The sequence below is a fragment of the Chryseobacterium sp. RU33C genome (assembly GCF_900156015.1).
Taxonomy (GTDB): domain Bacteria; phylum Bacteroidota; class Bacteroidia; order Flavobacteriales; family Weeksellaceae; genus Chryseobacterium; species Chryseobacterium candidae.
Genome location: NZ_FTMT01000034.1, coordinates 1 through 19,613, shown reverse-complemented (window position 1 = coordinate 19,613; position 19,613 = coordinate 1). Strand labels below are relative to the sequence as shown.

Annotated in this window: 13 protein-coding genes; 5 read left to right on the top strand and 8 right to left on the bottom strand. The window is 37.7% G+C overall.

Annotation, left to right across the window (positions count from 1 at the left end; genetic code table 11):
• Window positions 1-25 precede the first annotated feature (25 nt).
• From BW946_RS20085 to BW946_RS20050, 8 genes are all read right to left on the bottom strand, one after another.
• Window positions 26-2,176: an endo-beta-N-acetylglucosaminidase H gene (locus tag BW946_RS20085; RefSeq protein ID WP_076597870.1), complete on the bottom strand. Its 2,151-nt coding sequence runs from the start codon at window positions 2,174-2,176 to the stop codon at window positions 26-28.
• Window positions 2,177-2,286: 110 nt separating this feature from the next.
• A complete protein-coding gene (locus BW946_RS20080) occupies window positions 2,287-3,714 on the bottom strand; it encodes a glycoside hydrolase family 125 protein (RefSeq protein ID WP_076597869.1) in 1,428 nt (475 codons plus the stop codon).
• Window positions 3,715-3,745: 31 nt separating this feature from the next.
• Complete coding sequence (locus tag BW946_RS20075) at window positions 3,746-5,977, bottom strand: GH92 family glycosyl hydrolase (RefSeq protein ID WP_076597880.1); 2,232 nt, start codon at window positions 5,975-5,977, stop codon at window positions 3,746-3,748.
• A 128-nt stretch (window positions 5,978-6,105) separates the two neighbouring features.
• Window positions 6,106-7,077, bottom strand: coding sequence for a glycoside hydrolase family 130 protein (locus BW946_RS20070; protein ID WP_076597868.1), 972 nt, complete (start codon window positions 7,075-7,077; stop codon window positions 6,106-6,108).
• Between the two features lie 42 nt (window positions 7,078-7,119).
• Entirely contained in the window at window positions 7,120-8,409 is a 1,290-nt protein-coding gene (locus tag BW946_RS20065; protein ID WP_076597867.1) for an MFS transporter, read from the bottom strand.
• Window positions 8,410-8,582: 173 nt separating this feature from the next.
• Entirely contained in the window at window positions 8,583-10,208 is a 1,626-nt protein-coding gene (locus BW946_RS20060; protein WP_076597866.1) for a SusD/RagB family nutrient-binding outer membrane lipoprotein, read from the bottom strand.
• Between the two features lie 10 nt (window positions 10,209-10,218).
• Window positions 10,219-13,119 (bottom strand): SusC/RagA family TonB-linked outer membrane protein, encoded by a 2,901-nt coding sequence (locus tag BW946_RS20055; protein WP_139326051.1) that lies wholly within the window; start codon window positions 13,117-13,119, stop codon window positions 10,219-10,221.
• Window positions 13,120-13,502: 383 nt separating this feature from the next.
• On the bottom strand, window positions 13,503-14,381 hold the full coding sequence (locus BW946_RS20050; protein ID WP_076597865.1) for an AraC family transcriptional regulator: 879 nt from the start codon (window positions 14,379-14,381) through the stop codon (window positions 13,503-13,505).
• Between the two features lie 199 nt (window positions 14,382-14,580).
• Between BW946_RS20050 and BW946_RS20045 the strand changes: the two genes are divergently transcribed.
• The 5 genes from BW946_RS20045 (at window position 14,581) to fabF (ending at window position 19,463) form a co-directional block, all read left to right on the top strand.
• A complete protein-coding gene (locus BW946_RS20045; RefSeq protein ID WP_076597864.1) occupies window positions 14,581-15,447 on the top strand; it encodes a helix-turn-helix domain-containing protein in 867 nt (288 codons plus the stop codon).
• Between the two features lie 87 nt (window positions 15,448-15,534).
• Window positions 15,535-15,954, top strand: coding sequence for an OsmC family protein (locus BW946_RS20040; RefSeq protein WP_002982623.1), 420 nt, complete (start codon window positions 15,535-15,537; stop codon window positions 15,952-15,954).
• A gap of 179 nt (window positions 15,955-16,133) precedes the next feature.
• Entirely contained in the window at window positions 16,134-16,739 is a 606-nt protein-coding gene (locus BW946_RS20035) for a TetR/AcrR family transcriptional regulator (RefSeq protein WP_076597863.1), read from the top strand.
• Between the two features lie 10 nt (window positions 16,740-16,749).
• Entirely contained in the window at window positions 16,750-18,018 is a 1,269-nt protein-coding gene (locus tag BW946_RS20030) for an acetyl-CoA C-acetyltransferase (protein ID WP_076597862.1), read from the top strand.
• 203 nt (window positions 18,019-18,221) lie between these two features.
• Window positions 18,222-19,463 carry a beta-ketoacyl-ACP synthase II gene (gene fabF / locus BW946_RS20025; RefSeq protein ID WP_076597861.1) on the top strand — a complete coding sequence of 414 codons (1,242 nt, stop codon included), beginning with the start codon at window positions 18,222-18,224 and terminating at the stop codon, window positions 19,461-19,463.
• Window positions 19,464-19,613 lie beyond the last annotated feature (150 nt).

The window sequence follows — 19,613 nt, the reverse complement described above, 5'->3', positions numbered from 1 at the left end:
GGCCGAAGCCCAATGAAATGGGTTATTATTTTACAATTAGTTTTTCAGATTGTTTCAGGCTTCCATCATGAGATTCAAACTGAACGATGTAATTTCCTGCCGGAATTCTGCTCAATTCATATTGATTATCTCCTGAATTCAGGGATTTTGTATCTACAATTCTTCCGTTAAAATCATAAACTGTCAATTTTCCTTTGCTGTATTCATCCGGAACAGACACTGTCAATAGTGAAGATTTGCTTACCGGATTAGGATATAATTTGATTTGATTTTTAAGGTTTGTCTCTCCTGCATTTATCGCTTTTTGCCCTGCAGTTCTTGCTAATACTGAACTTCCAGTTGTACATGGTATATCTGTTCCCCAATTAGAAGCATCAACACCTGTCAATGTTAAAGTCACACCATTCCCTGAAGTATCCTGAACAGTAGAGCCACTTCCTTCGTTAAACTTCCAATAAGCAGCCAGTGAAGTTGCCGGAACAGATACATTACACATCTTCTGGCTGATTTCCGTCTGGCTTAATGCGCGCTTCCAAACTCTTACCTCATCTATTTTTCCATTGAAATTCCTTGATATGTTATATAAATATCCTACGTTGAATGCACCTGTTGAATTCACACTTCCGGTTTGTGTTTTAGTGGCATCCAAAACACCGTTGATGTACAATTTCATATTGGCTCCATCATAAGTAGCTGCTACATGATACCAGGTATTGGCATTCAAAGCAGTTGCAGAAGCCAGTTTTTGCTGTACATTATTAATACTTACCACAAACTGGAGTTTATTATTAGCCAGGCTGGCATCTCCTAATCGTAAGAATGCAGAATTGCTGTCGCTTACCTCCGTTCCCATGATAGAGGAAATATATGGGAAAGCAGATTTGAAGGACAAAGGTTTTATCCATCCTTCAAAAGACAATGCAGAACCGCTTAGATTCATATTTCCGGCGGCTCCTGATTCACTGGTTCCATCCAGAGACAGAGCATAAGAACCTGTAGGCGTTGTTCCTGAAGTACTTGCAAATCTTGGAGCAAACATATAAGCGCTTTTCACGCTGCAGTTGGTTCTGATTCTCCAGTCATATTCGGTGTTAGCTGTTAATCCGGAAATAGTTACAGAAGTGGCACTTGTTGCAGATACGGCATTCGTCCATGTGGTTGAAGAAGCTGGTTTATAATCAACATCATAGGTATTGGTTCCTACGGCTGCCCAGTTTAGTTTTGCGCTTGTTCCGGTAAGATTGCTTGTGTACAATCCGATAGGTGCATCACAGTTTGTGCCTTGTGTCCAGGATTGTAAAGTACCGCTTAAAACGGTCGGCTGTCCATACAATGTCTGAGTTCCTGCTGAAAGTTGTGCCGTTTCATTGGTTCCGTGCAGATCATACCACATAAATACTCCGTATCCGCCATTTTTGGTCTGAGTTGCCAGACTGGTTGTTGTAGAATTGGAAGTATTTCCCATCCACACCGCTGCCGGAGAGATCTGTGCTTTGGTAAGCGGAGGTACATTAGGCGCGGAGAATGTTCCATACATCGCATTCCAGCTGTAGTTAACGTTGTCTCCTACTCTGGCTCCGTTCCAGGAAAGTCTTGAAGCAGCCGGGCCATAATAATAAAATGAAATAATTTTATTTGGTAACAATGCTCTTAACTCCTGAACAAGCATTACAAAAGAGCTGTCATTAGGCTGCCCTGTTCCGTTATTTCCGTATTCAGAGTATTCATCATCAAAATCAATTCCATCAAGACCGTAAGTGTTCACTGTATTGGCAAGCTGTAATGCAAAGTCTTTTGCGGCTTCGCGGGTAGGAAAATTACAGATCCCAGCACCCTGGTGATTCCCTAAAATAGTCAATACTACTTTAATTCCTTTTTGCTGAAGCGGCTTTATATAGGTATCTGCATTGGTAAGAACCTTTGTAACGTTGTTATTGGAATACAAATAAGCTCTTCCACGGCTGGTATCATAATTAATATTGGCCGCAAAAATATTCACCACATTGAACAGGTAGCTGTTCGATGTCTGCAGTTTGTACGCTCCTGCATTCAGGAGGTTGTTATTATTCACTTCCACGTAGCATATTCCTGTAGGATTAAGCTGTTGTGCGTTCATCAGAGAACCGGTCTGAAGCATCATGGCAATCAGTGCGGTAAAGATGGATTTTTTTTTCATTGTATAATTTTTTTAAGGTGTTTTTGGTGTGTGAATTTTATATAGCAATCCCCTGACACCTCCATTTTCGGGAAGGAATCTCAGATGAATAAGCGATATAAAAAGGTTGGCTATGTCAGTAGCTCCGGGTTTTCGTTAAAGGTTTTCCATAACAATTCGCCAAACAGGGTATTGGCCCATGCAAACCATTCTCTGGTGAATTTTTTGTCATTGTCTTTATGGAAGGATTCATGCATAAAGCCTGTTCCTCCGTGCGTTTTCTGAAGAGTATTGATGCACCATTTGACCTCACTTTTGTCTTTCGTAGTGAGTGCCTTCATGATGATACTCATTGGCCATATCATGTCCAATCCGATATGCGGACCTCCTATCCCTTCTGCCAGCTTACCTTTAAAGAAGAACGGGTTGTTTTCTGACCACACAAATTTTCTTGTATTCAAATAAACAGGGTCATCAGCTTTCACCGCATCCAGATAAGGCAGTCCCAGCAAGCTTGGACAGTTCGCGTCATCCATCAGATTGTAGCTTCCGAAGCCATTCACTTCAAAAGCATATATTTTTCCAAATTCAGGATGATTGTAAATTCCGTATTTTTTGATGGCTGCCTCTACCTCATCAGCAAGGCTGTTCAGTTGTTGAGCCAATGTTTTTTCATTTTTAATCTCAGCCACCATTTCTGCAGCCTGACGTAAGCTTACCACTGCAAATAAGTTGGAAGGTATCAGGAATCCGTAGATGGTAGCATCATCACTTGGACGGAACATAGAGCTGATCAATCCCACAGGTTTCGTTGGATAACCATATCCTCCCATAGGAACTCCGTCTGTAGCCCAAGCCGTTGTACGCTCGAATTTATAAGGTCCCAGATCATGTTTTCTCTGCTGTTCTGTAAAGGTCTGCAGGGTAAGTTTAATTCCTTTCAGCCAGTTGGCATCAAAAGGTTTTGTATCTCCTGTTGTTTTCCAGAAGTGGTAGGCCAGACGGATAGGATAGCAAAGCGAGTCGATTTCCCATTTTCTTTCGTGGGTGCCCGGCTTCATATCGGTGTGGTCATATTCTTTCCATTTACTGATCTTCTGGTCGTCGTTATAGAAAGCATTGGCATAAGGATCTTTCAGGATGAAGGTAGTCTGTTTGTGGATTACTCCTGAGATCAGCTTATGAAGTTTTTCATCTTTTTTTGAGAACTGCAGATAAGGGAAAACCTGTGCGGAACTGTCACGAAGCCACATGGCATCAATATCCCCTGTGATCACATAGGTATCCGGTGTTCCGCTGGTTTCTGTATAGTAAACAGTAGTATCTAATGTATTCGGGAAGCAGTTTTCAAAAAGCCAGCTCAGCTCTTTGTTTTTTACTTTCTTTTTAAACGCTGCAATAGCACTTTCTACGGATTCGCTGGTAAAATGTCTTTTATCTTTAGGAACACGGACAACAGGAAAATCGTCCAGCACTAAATTTTTAGCAAAAACATTCTGAGTAAACAGCAATCCGGCTCCTGCCAGCGCACTTGTTTTAATAAAATTTCTCCTTTCCATTGATACTTTGTTTCGTTTATTTTTATGAGTCTTATTTTACAGGTTTGCTTCCCATTACGAATCTCAATTCACCACCGTTCATGATATCGCTGTGATTTAACTCCCAGCTTTTGTATTCTTTTCCGTTCAGGAACATTTTCTGTACGTAGATATTCTTGTCAGATATTTTGTCTGCAATTACGGTGAATGTTTTTCCATTTTCAAGCTTTAAAGAAGCTTTCGGGAATTGTGGGGCTCCGATGGCATAAACAGGTTTCCCCGGTGTCACAGGATAGAATCCTAATGATGAGAAGATATACCACGCTGACATCTGACCGCAGTCTTCATTGTTAACGATTCCATCAGGTTTAGCTGCATACATATTGTCGCGGATATATTTTACCATTTTCTGAGTCTTGTAAGGACTTCCTGCATAGTTGTACAGGTATGGAACATGATGTCCAGGCTCATCCCCGAATCCTAAAGATCCGATGAATCCTGAGATATCAACATGTTGTTCTCCTTCCATATGAAGTGCTTCTGTGAAGGTTTTATCCAGTTTTTCTTCAAATCCTTTTTTTCCGCCGTATAGATTCATCATTTCATCAATCTGGTGAGGAACAAAGAAATCATAAGCCCAGATGTTTCCGGAAACCCAGTGGGGCTGCAGCTTTTTCCAGTCATTAAGCTTGAAATCTGCTAAGAATTTTCCGTCTTTCTGTCTTGGCCAGAAGTGATTATTTTCTTTATTGAAGGTATTCAGAAAGTTCATAGAACGTTTTTTATACACTTCTGATTCTTCTTTTTTACCTAATTTCTCAGCAAGCTGCTGAATACACCAGTCGTCATATGAATATTCCAATGTTGCAGAAACAGAAGCTCCGTTCTCTGAAGGAGTATAACCTAATTTAATATAATCGTTAAGACCGCCGCCTCCATCGCTGCTGCTCATTTTATCAGTAAGAGAAGCGTCTTTCATAGCAGCAAATGCTTTTTCTGCATCAATACCCGGAACTCCTTTTGAAATGGCATCCCAGATTACCGAGGCACTGTGATATCCTAGCATACAGAAGTTATCATATCCGCAAAGCTCCCAGATTGGCATGTGATCTTTACGATCTGTATATCTGCTGATCAGAGAATTGGCAAATTCTTTTGTATGTTTCTGATCCATAATAGTCAGTAATGGATGCGTTGCTCTGAACCCGTCCCAGTAAGAATAGGTACTGTAATTGGTGAACCATTTGGTATTCATGTTTTCCTGAGCGGCAACATAGTCTCCATTCACGTCCATATATAAATTCGGTGCAATGAATGTATGATAAACCCCAGTATAGAAAATTTTTCTCTGATTGTCTGTACCTCCTGTTACCTGGAATCTGCCGATCAGATCTCTCCATGTCTTTTGTGCTGTTTCTTTTGCTTGTGCAAAGTTTATATTTTTAGCTTCAGTATCGAAGCTTTCCTGTGCATTTTCTGTACTCACGGGAGATAAAGATACTTTTACTTCTATACTTTCCTTATCTTCCGTTGAAAATCTCACAAAAGCTTTAGCATCCTTGGCAAGGGCAATTTTTTCATCATTTTTGATTTTTCCGTCAGCATATACACCGTAAGACTTAAACGGTTTGGAAAACTCCATCACGAAGTAAGCAAACCGTTTACCTCCCCAGCCGTTGCTGTAACAGTAACCTTTGATTTTATTATTGCCTTCCACACTCACTAAAGTATGATAGATATTTCCGAAGATTTTGTTGGTAGGATCAATAATGATATTGGCTTCACTACTCTTCGGGAAAGTATATTTATGAAATCCGACTCTTGGGGAAGCGGTAAGCTCTGCTTTAATTCCATAGCTGTCCAGCATTACGGAATAATATCCCGGAGACGCTACTTCTTTATCATGGGTAAATTTTGAACGATAGCCTGTTTCAGGATTTTCTTCAGATCCGGGAACCATTTTTAGCTGTCCTACCGTAGGCATTATCAGAATATCTCCAAGGTCGGCCCATCCTGTTCCGCTCAAATGGTTATGACTGAATCCCATGATCGTTTTGCTGCTGTAGTGATATCCGGAACACCAGTCCCAGTCGCCACTTTTCGTATTCTGATCCGGACTCAGCTGTATCATCCCGAATGGCGTAGTTGCCCCCGGAAATGTATGTCCGTGGCCTCCTGTTCCAATAAAAGGATCTACCCAGGATAAAACATCGTTTTTATTTTGCTGGGCATTCGCTACAGAAATCAGGGTTGTAAAAAAGCAGATGAGCAGTTCTTTTTTCATGATAAGAGAGATATCGGAGATTTTTTTGTTTAAAAGCTGGTTTAAAAATAGGAAAACCATTATAAAATTCCCAGAAAACGGAAAAATTAAGATGATTAACCTATTTCCCTAAACTTTATATTACTGTATTAAATTGAATTCTTTTTCATAAAATCAATGATTTCTGAGATGTATCCAAAGGCAATCGCAACTACGGTATCAGCAGCACCGTAATATACTGTTACTTTGTTCCCTTCCGTCAATGCTGCACAAGGGAAAACCACATTCGGTACATCTCCTGTCAATTCATATGATTCGGCCGGAGCCAAGAGGTAAGGCTTCGTTCTGTACAATACTTTTGTAGGGTCTTCAAGATCAAGCAAAGCTGCTCCCATTGAATATCTGAATCCTCTGCAGGTATTGATCACTCCATGATAGAAAAGCAGCCATCCTTCTTCTGTTTTGATAGGAACAGGCCCACCTCCGATCTTTGTACACTGCCATGCACTGTCTTCAAAAGGCGTTACTTTCATCACGCAGCGGTGCTCACCCCAGTACTTCATATCAGGGCTGTAGCTGATATAAATATCTCCGAAAGGCGTATGTCCGTTATCACTAGGACGGCTCAGCATGGCATATTTACCATTGATTTTCTCAGGGAACAAAACACCATTTCTGTTGAATGGAAGAAAGGCATTTTCACACTGAAAAAATTCTTTAAAATCAAAAGTATACCCAATTCCGATGGTAGGACCATTGTAACCGTTGCACCATGTAATCCAGTAGCGGTCTTCAATGAAGGTTACGCGGGGATCATATTTGTAATCGGATTCAATCATATCCGTATTTCCTTCCTGCATTTCAATAGGGTCATGATTGATATCCCAATTGATTCCGTCTTTACTGAAACCAGCAAAAATATTCATTTGTACTGCCTTGTTGTCACAACGGAATACTCCGGCAAATCCGTCTTCAAAAGGAATCACGGCACTGTTGAATATACTGTTGGATGTTGGTATCGCGTATCTGTTAATGATCGGGTTTTCGGAAAACCTCCACATGATATCATTGCAACCTTCCGGGCGATCCTGCCAGGGGATCATTACTGATTGAGCTGTCATAAAGTATTTTTTACTTTTTATTTTTAATTATTATGAGTTGATTTATTGTTCTTTCTGATTTTCAGGGTAAGGGAAAGGAACGAATAAAGTGGCCAAAAAAGCAGGAATGGTAGCAATCAGCACCCAGATAAAGAACATTTTGTATCCGATCCAGTCGCTGATCGTTCCACTGATCATTCCGGGAATCATTACACCAAGGTTCATAATTCCTGTTGCAAATGCGTAATGTGCCGTTTTGTGTTTTCCGGGTGCAATCTGCTGCATCATGTAGAGCATTAACCCTACAAAACCAAATCCATATCCGAAATATTCCACAACTACGGCAACTCCTACCGGCAAAAGGTCCGCTGGCTGATAATTCGCTAATAATGCATAAACCACAAATGGAATGTTGAATGCACAGCATAGCCATATCAAAGATCTTTTCAGTCCGCGGGCTGAGATAAAATATCCTGCCAATACGGATCCAAGGATAAATGCTGCAGAACCGTATGTTCCGTAAATAAGTCCGATATCTGAAGTAGATAATCCCAATCCTCCTGAGGTTCTTGGAGCTTTAAAAAATAAAGGAGCTATTTTGATGGCAAATCCTTCTGCAAAACGGTACAGAATAATGAAGAGTATACACCACAGAATTTTCTTTTTGGTGAAGAAAGAGGTAATGACTTCCAATAGTTCCTGACGAACGTTTCCGGCCGTTTTCTCATCTTTCTGCTCTTCTTTGTTTTCTTTTGGCAGAATGAAATAGTGATAAACAGCCAATCCCAAAAAGAGTAATGCATAAATCACCATAATGATCATCCAGGCATGGGTAACTCCTTTTGTTTTTTCTAAAACACCTGCGAAATAAACTAATGCTCCACTGCTTATAATCTTGGCAAGATTGTAAAAAGCACCCTGCCAGCCGATATATTTTGCCTGCTCCTTATTGGTCAAAAACCCGATATACGTTCCGTCTGCTACCACATCATGGGTCGCTCCACAAAATGCTATTACTGCAAAAAGCGCAATACTGTATTTGAAAAAATCATGCATTGGAAGACTTAAGGCTACTAATGCGAACAGAATTCCTATCGCAAACTGAGTAGAAATAACAAAGAACTTTTTTGTTTTATAGATCTCCAAAAACGGACTCCAAAGTGGTTTTAACGTCCATGAGAACAGGATAAGAGCTGTCCAGAATGTAATCTGCGAATCCGAAACCCCCATGTCTTTATACATAATTCCTGAAACCGCATTAATGGTTACAAAGGGAACACCCATTGCAAAGTATAATGTAGAAATCCAGAGAATTGGCTGAATCCGACGGGTTACGGAGTTGTTTTTTCCCATATTTAAAAATAAGATTCCAAATAAAAGAGAACATCTCAAACATTCATTCAGGCTAAAAAACGAAACTATAAATTTTTTGGAGATTCTACTCTATTCTCCTGCCTTAATGAATGTATCAAATAAAAATCTGATGTTGAGATGTCTCTTTATTAATGAGTGATTCTGAATATTTTTTATTTCTTATCCCACCAAAGCTTTGTACCTCCGGTATCAGGTCCGTTCAGCATTTGTGCAGCCTGGGGATAGTTTAATGTGTTATTCCTGTATTTAGTTGGGATAGGTATTCTCCTAATCATAGTATTAGTATTGATTGTCCCCTGACTGTCATTTAGAACATTTCTGAATATAATTGGATATCCGGTTCTTCTTTGTTCTGCCCAAGCCTCAGAACCGTCAGGATAAATGGCAATCCATTTTTGAGTTATGATTCTTTCCAGCTTTCTCTCAAAAACATCACCATCATTCCATTTTATAGTAATTGTACTTAACATTGGGTTTCCTGTTAAGATATTATTTGCTGAATTTTTAGGATCTATATAAGGAGATTCTGTAGAGCTTGCATCAGCAACATAGGTTGCATAAGCGCTACTTTTCCCCCATTCTGCAAATGACATCTCGATACCTTTGTTATAATTTGTCCCTGCATCTCCGGCGCCAACATAACCTCTTATAGCTGCTTCGGCTTTGAGAAACCAGATTTCTGCTGCAGTAAATATCTTATTTTTACCATTACTTATTGAAAAATAATCTCCTGTTGCAGCTGCAGCTATAGGCTGAGAAAAATCTCCGTAACGATCTTTACTTCCATTCAAATCAACCCCTTGTCTTACTCCTATATATTTACCTAGTGCAGCAGGGTCTGTTGCAGGTTTTGCATAAGCAGAAATTCTTGGATCAGCATATCCATTCATAAAAGCCATCAATGGCGCTCCGATCTTACAATCTCCCCAGGAATAAATGATATCATTAAGAGGAGACGCTCCTCCATAGCTTACTAATGCATTTGCTGAGTTATCATCAATCAATCCTACTGAAGAGGTTAAAGCTTCTTCTGCATATTGTTTTGATTTCACAGGATCAGCATAACTCATTCTCATTGCTAACCTCAATTTTAAAGAATTGGCCAATCTTGCCCAATTAGCAAGATTTCCTCCATATATAAGATCTGATTTAGTAAGTACAGTTTTGTCTTCTACACCTGGTGTTTTTTGCAAATCTGAAATAGCAGAAGTGAGATCTGCAATAAAATTATTATAAGCCTCCTGCTGTGAATCAAAATCGGTAATCCCATTAGAATTTGGAGTCTCAAACTTACTGTAGATAATAGGACCATGGGCATCCGATACCTTGCTAGCTGAGATTACCTTAAGAATTTTAGCAAGTGCAAGAGTTGCTGTAAAATTTATTCCCGAATAGTTTTGATGAATAACTGTATTAATAGTTTTCGATTTATCAAAAACATCTTCAAGTTGTGTCATCATGATCCTTTCATTCCAACCGTCCATCATAAAATAAGTAGTATTATTTCTACCTCCGTTATATGGGGTTGCTGTACTGAATAGGCCACTGTACATATCTGCATTAAGATTAGTCTGTAGTTGATAAATCCAGTTCGTAGGACTTTGTTGGTTTCTTTGCATTAATTTCAAAGGATTTACTATTTGTGTAAAGTCCGCATTAAAATTTTCGGGTCCTCCAAGATATTGTTGATTATAATTATCGAAATCATTAGTACAGCTCAATGAAGAAAACGAAATTAATACACTGAAAGCTATAAGTTTAATATTATATATTTTCATTTTTTTACTTTTAGAAGTTAGCTTTTAATGATAAACCAATTGATCTGGTAATTGGCATACCAAACATGTCAATCCCCACACCTCCTGGATTAACTCCAGATACCTGTTCTGGATCAAAAGGAGCATCTTTATAGAAAAAGAATAGATTACTCCCAATTAAACTTACAGTTGCATTTTCCATATATTTTGAATGTACATCAAACGTGTATGAAATAGAAGCTTGTCTTAAACGGACTGCTGTTGCTTTATACATATAAGGTTCATCAATTGACCCCGCTACCTTGGAATAATACTTTTCAGCATCGGTTAGCCCTGTATAAGGTGTTCCGTTTTCATATACTGCATTTGAAATTGATACACCTCCCTTATCACGTGCGTCAGCTGTTATTTTACTTACTCCAAATTGATCATTTTTAGCTTGAGTGTATCCTAATACTTTTCCTCCGAACTTACCGTCAATAAGGAAGCTGATCCCTAATTTGCCTATATTGAAAGAGTTATTAAAACCAAGAATAAATTTAGGGTTTGGATTTCCAAGATACTGTACCTGATTTTCATCTCTCAATGGCACTCCATCTGCATCTACAATAATTCTTCCTTGACCGTCTCTTTTAAATACTGATCCATAAATATCCCCGAATGAGCCTCCTACTTTTAGCCTATTATATCCCCCTCCATTAAGAACAAAGGTTTTATCCAAAGAAATCTGCAATCTCGATGGAAATAATTCTTTGATTGTATTCTTATTGGCAGAAGCATTAACTCCTGTAGTCCACCCAAATTTTTCTCCTGAAAATACTTTGTATGATAAACTAGATTCGAAACCTCTGTTCTGAATTTTTCCTGCATTCACATCAAATCTTCCTGTTCCAAATCCTAAGTTGGAAGAAATCTCTACTGATTGTAATAGTTGATTTGATACAACTGAGTTATAATAAGTAAAATCAAAAGTTAAACGATTATTGAAAAATCTCAACTCTGTTCCAGCTTCAAAAGTTCTATTAAGTTCTGGTTTGGCAAATAATTCAGAAAATTCAGGATTGGTAACAGGAGAAGAAGTAGGAGTAATTACTGTACCAGCATTTACCTGGTATCTATAAATATTTGGCGCTGTTAAATTAGCATACAATCCATTCCCCACTTCTGCATAAGACGCTCTTACTTTCCAGAAATTGAGAGCCTTGGAAATATTAAAAATCTCTGTTAGAATAGCATTCAATCCAATAGATTCATAATCAAATGAGATTCTATCTGTTCCTGATAATGTTGAGTCCCAATCATTTCTGAAAGTAAGATCAAGATATAAGAATTTTTTATAGCCAAGGTTTGCACTGGCAAAAACCGATTGTGTCTGTTTTTTTGTACTGTAATAAAGGTTACTTACACCATTTCCATTTTGGCCTGGCCATTGTAGATTATTAGGTGTAAAAAGATTAGGTACCACCAGAAGGTTATTTTCTATACTACTGGATGTATACCTCTGTGAATTAATACTTCCACCCACAGTAAAGTCCAGTGAGATATTCTCATCAATTTTTGGACTTCCTATTAATAAAAAGTCTCCATAAGTAGAGGAACTTTCTATAACATCTTTGTAAATTTTTCCATTATTATTACCCCCCAAAAGAACTGGTAAAGAAAATACAGCAACATCTCGCTGGCTATCGGATGTAGTATAATTATAATTTCCTCTTATCCTAGCAGATAGCCATGGATTAATCTGATAACTCAGTGTCATCGCACTGTAAAGGTTTTTATTTTTAGTAGTAACAGGATTTCTGTTAAGAATCCAATATGGATTTTGAGATTCTACACTAAAACTACCATCTGGTTTTATTGCCCACCAGTGTTGAGCTGGTAACAACCTAGTTTTATCTTCATAAGCATAGTTTTCTCCACTAAACTGATCAAAATCAATTCCTCTAGGTAGCCAATAAAGATTTACCAATGGTGAATAATATGAGCCTGGTGTTAGTCTATTCTTACTATTCTGTAAGGATCCCATGAAATTGGCATCAAGAGTTAATTTATCATCCAGAAATTTGCTTGAATTTCTAAAGTTGATATTATATTGATCAAATGATGAAGTAGGAATTACACCCGAGTTAGTCGTATTTCCAATAGAAAAAAAATTATTTGATTTATCGTTTCCGGACTGAAAAGAAAGATTATTTACCCAGGTAGTTCCTGTTTGGAAGAAATCTTTAACATAGTCTTTCGACTCTCCCTTTATACCCCAACTTTGTTGTGATCCTGTCTGACCTTTTGTAGGATCATACGGAATTGTCTGTAAATAAGAATTTTGCAACTTGGGAAGATCATATACATTATCTAGAGTAAGACTTGTAGAAAAAGATAATTTACTTTTACCTGCTTTTCCTTTTTTAGTAACAATCAACACTGCACCATTACCTCCAGCTGCGCCATATAATGCAGCCGCAGAAGCTCCTTTTAGGAAATTAATACTTTCAATATCTTCCGGATTAATTGTACTTAAGACATCTCCTGTATCTGGCATAGAAGAATAAAAGTCTACGTTTGGACCTTTTGTATTATTTACAATCGGAATTCCATCAATAACATACAACGGCTGACTGTTTCTTGTAGACTTATCTCCACGCATTACTATTCTTACAGAACCTCCTACACCACCATTCGTTTTGTTGATCTGCACATTGGAAACTTTTCCGTTGATCGAATTTAATAGATTGGGAGTTTTCACTTCTGTAAGCTCATCCCCGCCAATCTGCTGGCTGGAATACGTTAAAGAGCGGGCCTGCCTTTTAATCCCCAAAGAGGTGACTACGACCTCCTCAATACTGGTTGTCTTCGTAGTGTCGGCCGCTTTTTTCTCCTGTGCATTCGCAGTAAGTGAAAAAACGAACAGAACGGGTATAACTGCTTTTCTCATAAGGTATAGATTCGTTAGATTTAATTGAGAATCAGTGACATTACTTTATTTTTTAATACAAAAAAAATTATTGTTCTTTCAGCAAAACTTTGCCGTTTATGTATTAAATTATTTAAAGTTTTGTTAAGATTTAATTCACATTCACAAATCTAAATTTTGTAGTCAGTCTGATATAATACTATTTTATCATAAAACGATATTATTTTTTCAGCAATCAAAATTAAAAGCTATTAATGCTTTAAATATCAGCAAAATACAACACTTCCCTAACAATTAAAAAAGGGGATTTATTCCGTTATTTTAACAAAAAAAGTAGATTTCTGGACGGAATTATAGAACGCCAGATAGGATAAAAAAAGAAAAATGTAAATTTTTAATACGTACTATTCAATCTTTTTAACTCCTTTGAATTGCTCTTTAAATTCGGTTGGAGTTGTTTTTTTGATGGACTTAAATACCTTGTTGAAGTTCGCAATATTATTAAACCCGGCTTCGAAAGCAATTTCAAAGACCGTAAGATTTTTTTCCATCAACCAGCGTGCAGCATAACTGATTCTGATCTCATTAAGATAATTAACAAATGTTTTCCCTGTTCTTTTTTTAATAAACCTGTTAAATGTCACATTGCTCATGTTCACCAATGAGGCTACATTATCCAGCGTTATTTTATTCTCAAAATTTTTATGAACAAAATCATGAACAACCTTCATTTTATCATTATCAGCAAAAGACTCAAGCTCAATACTATACGAAGATAAAAGTGTTTTATTTTCTGCCACAGCCAATTCATTCAGAATCTTCATAATTTCTATGAAAGATTCAAAACTGTTCATTTTTGACAAATTGAGAAACGAATCTTTTAGTTTCTCAGCCGTTTCTGTAGAAAAAAGAATCCCTCTGATGGAGTCTTTCATCAGATTATTGATGGGTTTCAAAATATTTTTCTCCATTAATGACTGCTGAAAGAAATCCTGGTTGAATTGTATGGTGATTTCGTGGGTTTTTCTGTTTTTGCATCTGTAATTAGCCCAACAGTGCGGTAAATTAGGACCTACCAACACCAGCTCTATATTTCCGATCTCTCCGGTATGATCTCCTATCATCCTTTTGTACCCCTTCCCTTTATAAATAAAATTGATTTCAATTTCCGGATGGTAGTGGTACGGAAAGTCGAATGAAGCTTTAATCCTGTCAAATACGAGAAAACTATCTTCAGGAGATAGTGGAGTTATTTCTCTCAGAATATTTTCTAATTCGCTCATACAGGCAGTTATGAAAAAAAGTTAATACTATTAGGTCACAATACAAATCTTTGTAAAAATGATAAAATAATATCAATGTAAAAACATATTTCCGATTTATTTATTCCAGATTTTTATGTCAGACATCAGAAATTAGCGTTTCAATAATTTAATACAGCTTACATCATTCATTTTTGTATCTTTAAACTAAAGTTAAAGGATGCCGCAACAGCTTATTTTTGAAGATCAATATAAAAGACTCGGACTGGAAGTATTTACACCGGAAAATCTGGAGAACTTTAATGGAAATCATTTCAAAACTGATATCAAAGTATTTTTTATTCCTTCAGGATATGAGCTTACGGTAGATTTTAATCATTATAAAACAAATAAACCTTCTTTGTTTTTTCTGACCAACCAGCATCTAAGCATACAAAAAGGGAAAGAGGAATTGATCCTTCTTTTCTATAACAGAGATTTCTACTGCATCCAGATCCATGATAAAGAAGTAGCCTGCGACGGGCTTCTCTTTCATAATGTATTTGAAATTCCTTTTGTAGAGCTTGACGACTCAGAAACAACTCTTATAAAATCTCTGTTTCAGAATATTCAGGATGAACTTGAAGGGAAAGATTCTTCTGCAGAGGAAATGATAAGAACCTATGTAAAACAGATCATTATACGCGCTACCCGAAAGTGGAAAAAACAAAATCTGGATAATGACACGCTCAGAATACCAGGCAGTGAACTTGATATTTTCAGGGATTTCAGCAGGCATCTGGAAATTCATTTCAGAGAGAAACACAATGTAACAGAATATGCGGAACTGCTTCACATAGCACCGAAAACCTTAACCCATAAATTTAAAAATTTAAATCTGGAGTCTCCCAATCAGTTTATCATCAACAGGATTTTACTGGAAGCTAAAAGATTACTGTTTTATACAGACAAACCTGTAAAAGAAATTGCCTATGATCTGGGCTATGAAGATCCGGCTTATTTCAACCGTCTTTTCACCAATAAAACAGGAAGCACTCCCGCAAATTTCAAAAAAAATTACATTACGGGAAAAAAGTACAATATTTAGCTCTTTTTATCTATTGAAAATACCTTGTCACAGACATACCTTTGTAACATTAAAATCAGACAATACTAAATACAAAAAAACAACATTATGAGACGTAACGCAACAGCCGTTTGGAACGGTACTATCAAAGAAGGAAAAGGACATTTAACTACTCAGAGTACAACTTTAAACCAGACTCAATATTCTTTCAACAGCCGTTTTGCAGATGGTGTAGGGACAAACCCAGAAGAATTGCTGGCAGCCGCCCATGCAGGATGTTTCACAATGAAACTGGATGCCGAATTATCTCAGGCGGGTTACAATCCTGAAGAATTAAAAACAACTTCTGTCATTACTCTTGACCCCAATATCGGAAAGATTACAAAATCTGAACTGACCCTTACAGCTAAAGTTCCGGGGATCTCAGAAGAAGAATTCCAGAAATTTGCTAAAATCGCAGAAGAAGGATGCCCTGTGAGTGCAGCATTCAACTTTGAAATTACATTGAACGCTACTTTGGAAAACTAATTTAAGTATTCATTCAATATCAATAGAAACGGGCTAAAAGTCCGTTTTTTTAATTTAAAAAGAATCCATTGGCTTCAGCCAAAACTTAAATCCAAAACACGCAAATTAATTATTCTTCCTCAATAAAATATACCGAGTGGTATATTTTTGTATATTTGCATCATATTTAAACATTTATAATGTCAAAGGCAGAAAAAACAAAACAGCATATCATTGAGAAAACAGCAACTCTTTTTAATACCAAGGGTTATATTTCCACTTCGCTGTCAGACATTACACAGGCAACAGGATTGACGAAAGGCAGCATCTATGGAAATTTTGAAAACAAAGATGAAGTAGCTATTGAGGTTTATAAATACAATGCCGGATTATTAGGCAAAACCCTCAGCCGTTCCTTTGGCGATGAATACATTACTTCGTTGGATAAGCTTCACGCATTTGTAGAGTTTTACAGAAAAAACTGGAAGTTTGTTTTTGCAAACGGCGGATGCCCTTTGATGAACGCTGCAACAGAAGCTGACGACTCTTTTCCTGCATTAAAAAATCAGGTTAAAAGATCTTTTGAACAATGGTTGACAAAAATATCAGATGTCATCGATGAGGGACAACGTAAAGGGGAAATTGATAAAAAAGCCAGTGCTGAACAATATGCTTCCTTATTCATCATGCTTATTGAAGGCGGGATTTTGCTTTCAAAAACGATGGGTGATCAGAGTTTTCTAAACCATGCTTTAGACAAAGTCGCCAGCATAATTGATCATGAACTTACTATTCTTCCATCATAAATTATACCATATGGAAACAAAAAAAGTGGCTATTGCAGGATACAACAGAATTCCTTTTGCCAGAATGAATACCTCTTATTCAGAGCAGAACAATCAGGATCTGCTGCTTGCTTCTCTCAACGGATTGATAGATCGTTATCATTTAAAAGGAAAGAGACTCGGAGAAGTTGCGGGTGGCGCAGTGATTAAGCACATCTCTGAAAGCAACCTCATCAGAGAAACGGTAATGGATACGACTCTTGATCCCGCAACACCTGCTTGTGACCTTCAGCAGGCATGTGATACAGGAATTGAAGCTGCTATTTATATCGGAAATAAAATTGCTTTGGGTCAGATAGATTGCGGCATTGCCTGCGGAGTGGAAGCCATGAGCAACATTCCATTCAAATCTTCACCAAGATTAAGGAAAGCACTTTTACGTGCGAATAAAGAAAAGTCAGCGTTTGGAAAATTGAAACAGTTGTTAAGCCCGAAACTGAAAGACTGGATGCCCATTCCTTATAAAGGGCAGGAACCCAAAACAGGTCTTGTGATGGGTGAACATACAGAAATTACTGCCAATTATTACAATATAACAAGAGAAGAACAGGATGAACTGGCATTAAAAAGCCATCAGAATATGGCAAAAGCTTATGATGAAGGCTTTTTTGACGACATGATTACTCCAGCTTTTGGTCTGGACAAAGATAATAATCTGAGACGTGATAGCAGTATTGAAAAGCTTTCACAGCTGAAGCCTGCTTTTGATAAACAGAACGGAAGCTTAACGGCAGGAAATTCAACACCATTTACAGATGGCGCTTCAGCAATTTTACTGGCCAGTGAAGAATGGGCAAAAGCCAATAATCTTCCTATTTTAGCTTATATCACTTTTTCAGAACTGGCAGCCATAGAATATATTGAAAATAAACAGGATCTGCTTCTTGCCCCTGTTTTTGCAGCAGAGAGGATGCTTAAAAAAGCAGACATGAATTTGTCAGACTTTGATTACTATGAAATTCACGAAGCATTTGCTGCACAGGTTTTGGCCACCATAAAGATCTGGGAAAATGATGAGCTTGCCAAGAAATTCGGATTGGAAAAGGCTCTCGGAAAAATAGACAGAAGCAAACTGAATGTAAAAGGGGGAAGCCTTGCGGCAGCTCATCCATTTGCAGCAACCGGAGGAAGAATTATCGCAACACTGGCAAAATTACTTCATGAAAAAGGCAGTGGAAAAGGATTTATATCCATTTGCGCAGCCCGTGGACAGGGAGTAACCATGATTTTGGAAAAGTAATAGCAGCCTTATTCCATATTCAAAAAAGAGCAGATTCTTTTATTATGTAGTAAATAATATGATTGATTATTCGTTTGCAGAGAAAGAAAATTGATAATATTGCAGTGGAAAATGAGCTGATAAAAGAAGTAATTAAAATGAAACATGAGATAAACAGTTTTTATCTCATGAAAATCTAATCTATTAAAAAAGAGTAACTATATATGAAAAGAGTTGTCATTACAGGATTAGGTGCTGTGACACCTTTGGGAAATAATGTTGAAGAATTTTGGCAAAACAGTATTAAAGGAGTCAGCGGAGCAGGACTCATTACCCATTTCGATACGGAAAAATTTAAAGTGCATTTTGCCTGTGAGGTAAAAGGCTTTGATCCAAAAGTATATCTGAACCATAACGAAATCAAGAGAAGTGATCTGTTTACACAATATGCCATGTATGCTTCTGCGGAAGCGATTCAGGATTCCGGGCTGGAACTTGAAAAAATGGATCCGTTCGATACAGGAGTCATCTGGGGAACAGGACAGGGCGGAATGTGGACCTTTGAAAAAGAAGTGATGGATTTCGCTGCAGGTGATGGTACACCACGTTTCAATCCTTTCTTTGTGCCAAAGTTTATCGCGAATATGGCTTCGGGAATGATTTCCATGAAATATGGTCTTCAGGGAATTAATTATACTACTGTTTCTGCCTGTGCTACAGGAAATACGGCATTGATGGATGCTTTTAATTATATCCGTTTAGGAAAAGCAAAAGTAATCATCAGCGGTGGTTCTGAGGCAGCCATCACTCCGGCTTCCATCGGAGGATTCTCTATTATGAAAGCCATGTCTACAAGAAATGATGATTTTGCAACAGCCAGCCGCCCTTATGACGTAAACAGAGACGGTTTTGTAATGGGTGAAGGTTCAGGAGCTCTGGTTCTTGAGGAATATGAGCATGCTGTTGCCAGAGGAGCAAAAATTTATGCTGAATTAGCAGGAGCCGCCATGACAGCAGATGCTTATCACATGACAGCACCTCATCCTGATGGTGTGGGAGCCATTAAAGCAATGCAGCTGGCAGTGAAAGAAGCAGGAGCGAATATGGAAGATATTGATTATATTAATCCACATGCTACTTCCACACCGATTGGAGATACGATTGAATTAACAGCGATCAACAAAGCCTTTAAAGGAAGTAAAAATCTTGATATCAGTGCAACAAAATCCATGACCGGACACTTATTGGGTGCTGCCGGAGCAGTGGAAGCCATTCTTTCGATCAAGGCTATTCAGAATGGGATTATCCCTCCTACAATCAATCTTCACTGTATTGATGAGAATATTCCTCAGGATATCAATATCGTTTTCGGAGAAGCGAAAGAAAAGAATATCAATTTTGCATTGAGTAATGCCTTTGGATTCGGAGGGCATAATGCAACTGTAGTATTTAAGAAGTTCAACTAATCAGATTAAATAATTGAAAATCCCTGTATGAAACCATGCAGGGATTTTTTATCTATGTCTCGTCCTGAAAAAGGTTGACTAAAAAACCATAAAATTAGTCACCCTTATGAATCTAAAAAAAACATCGTCCCCTGTCCAAGAATACAGTGA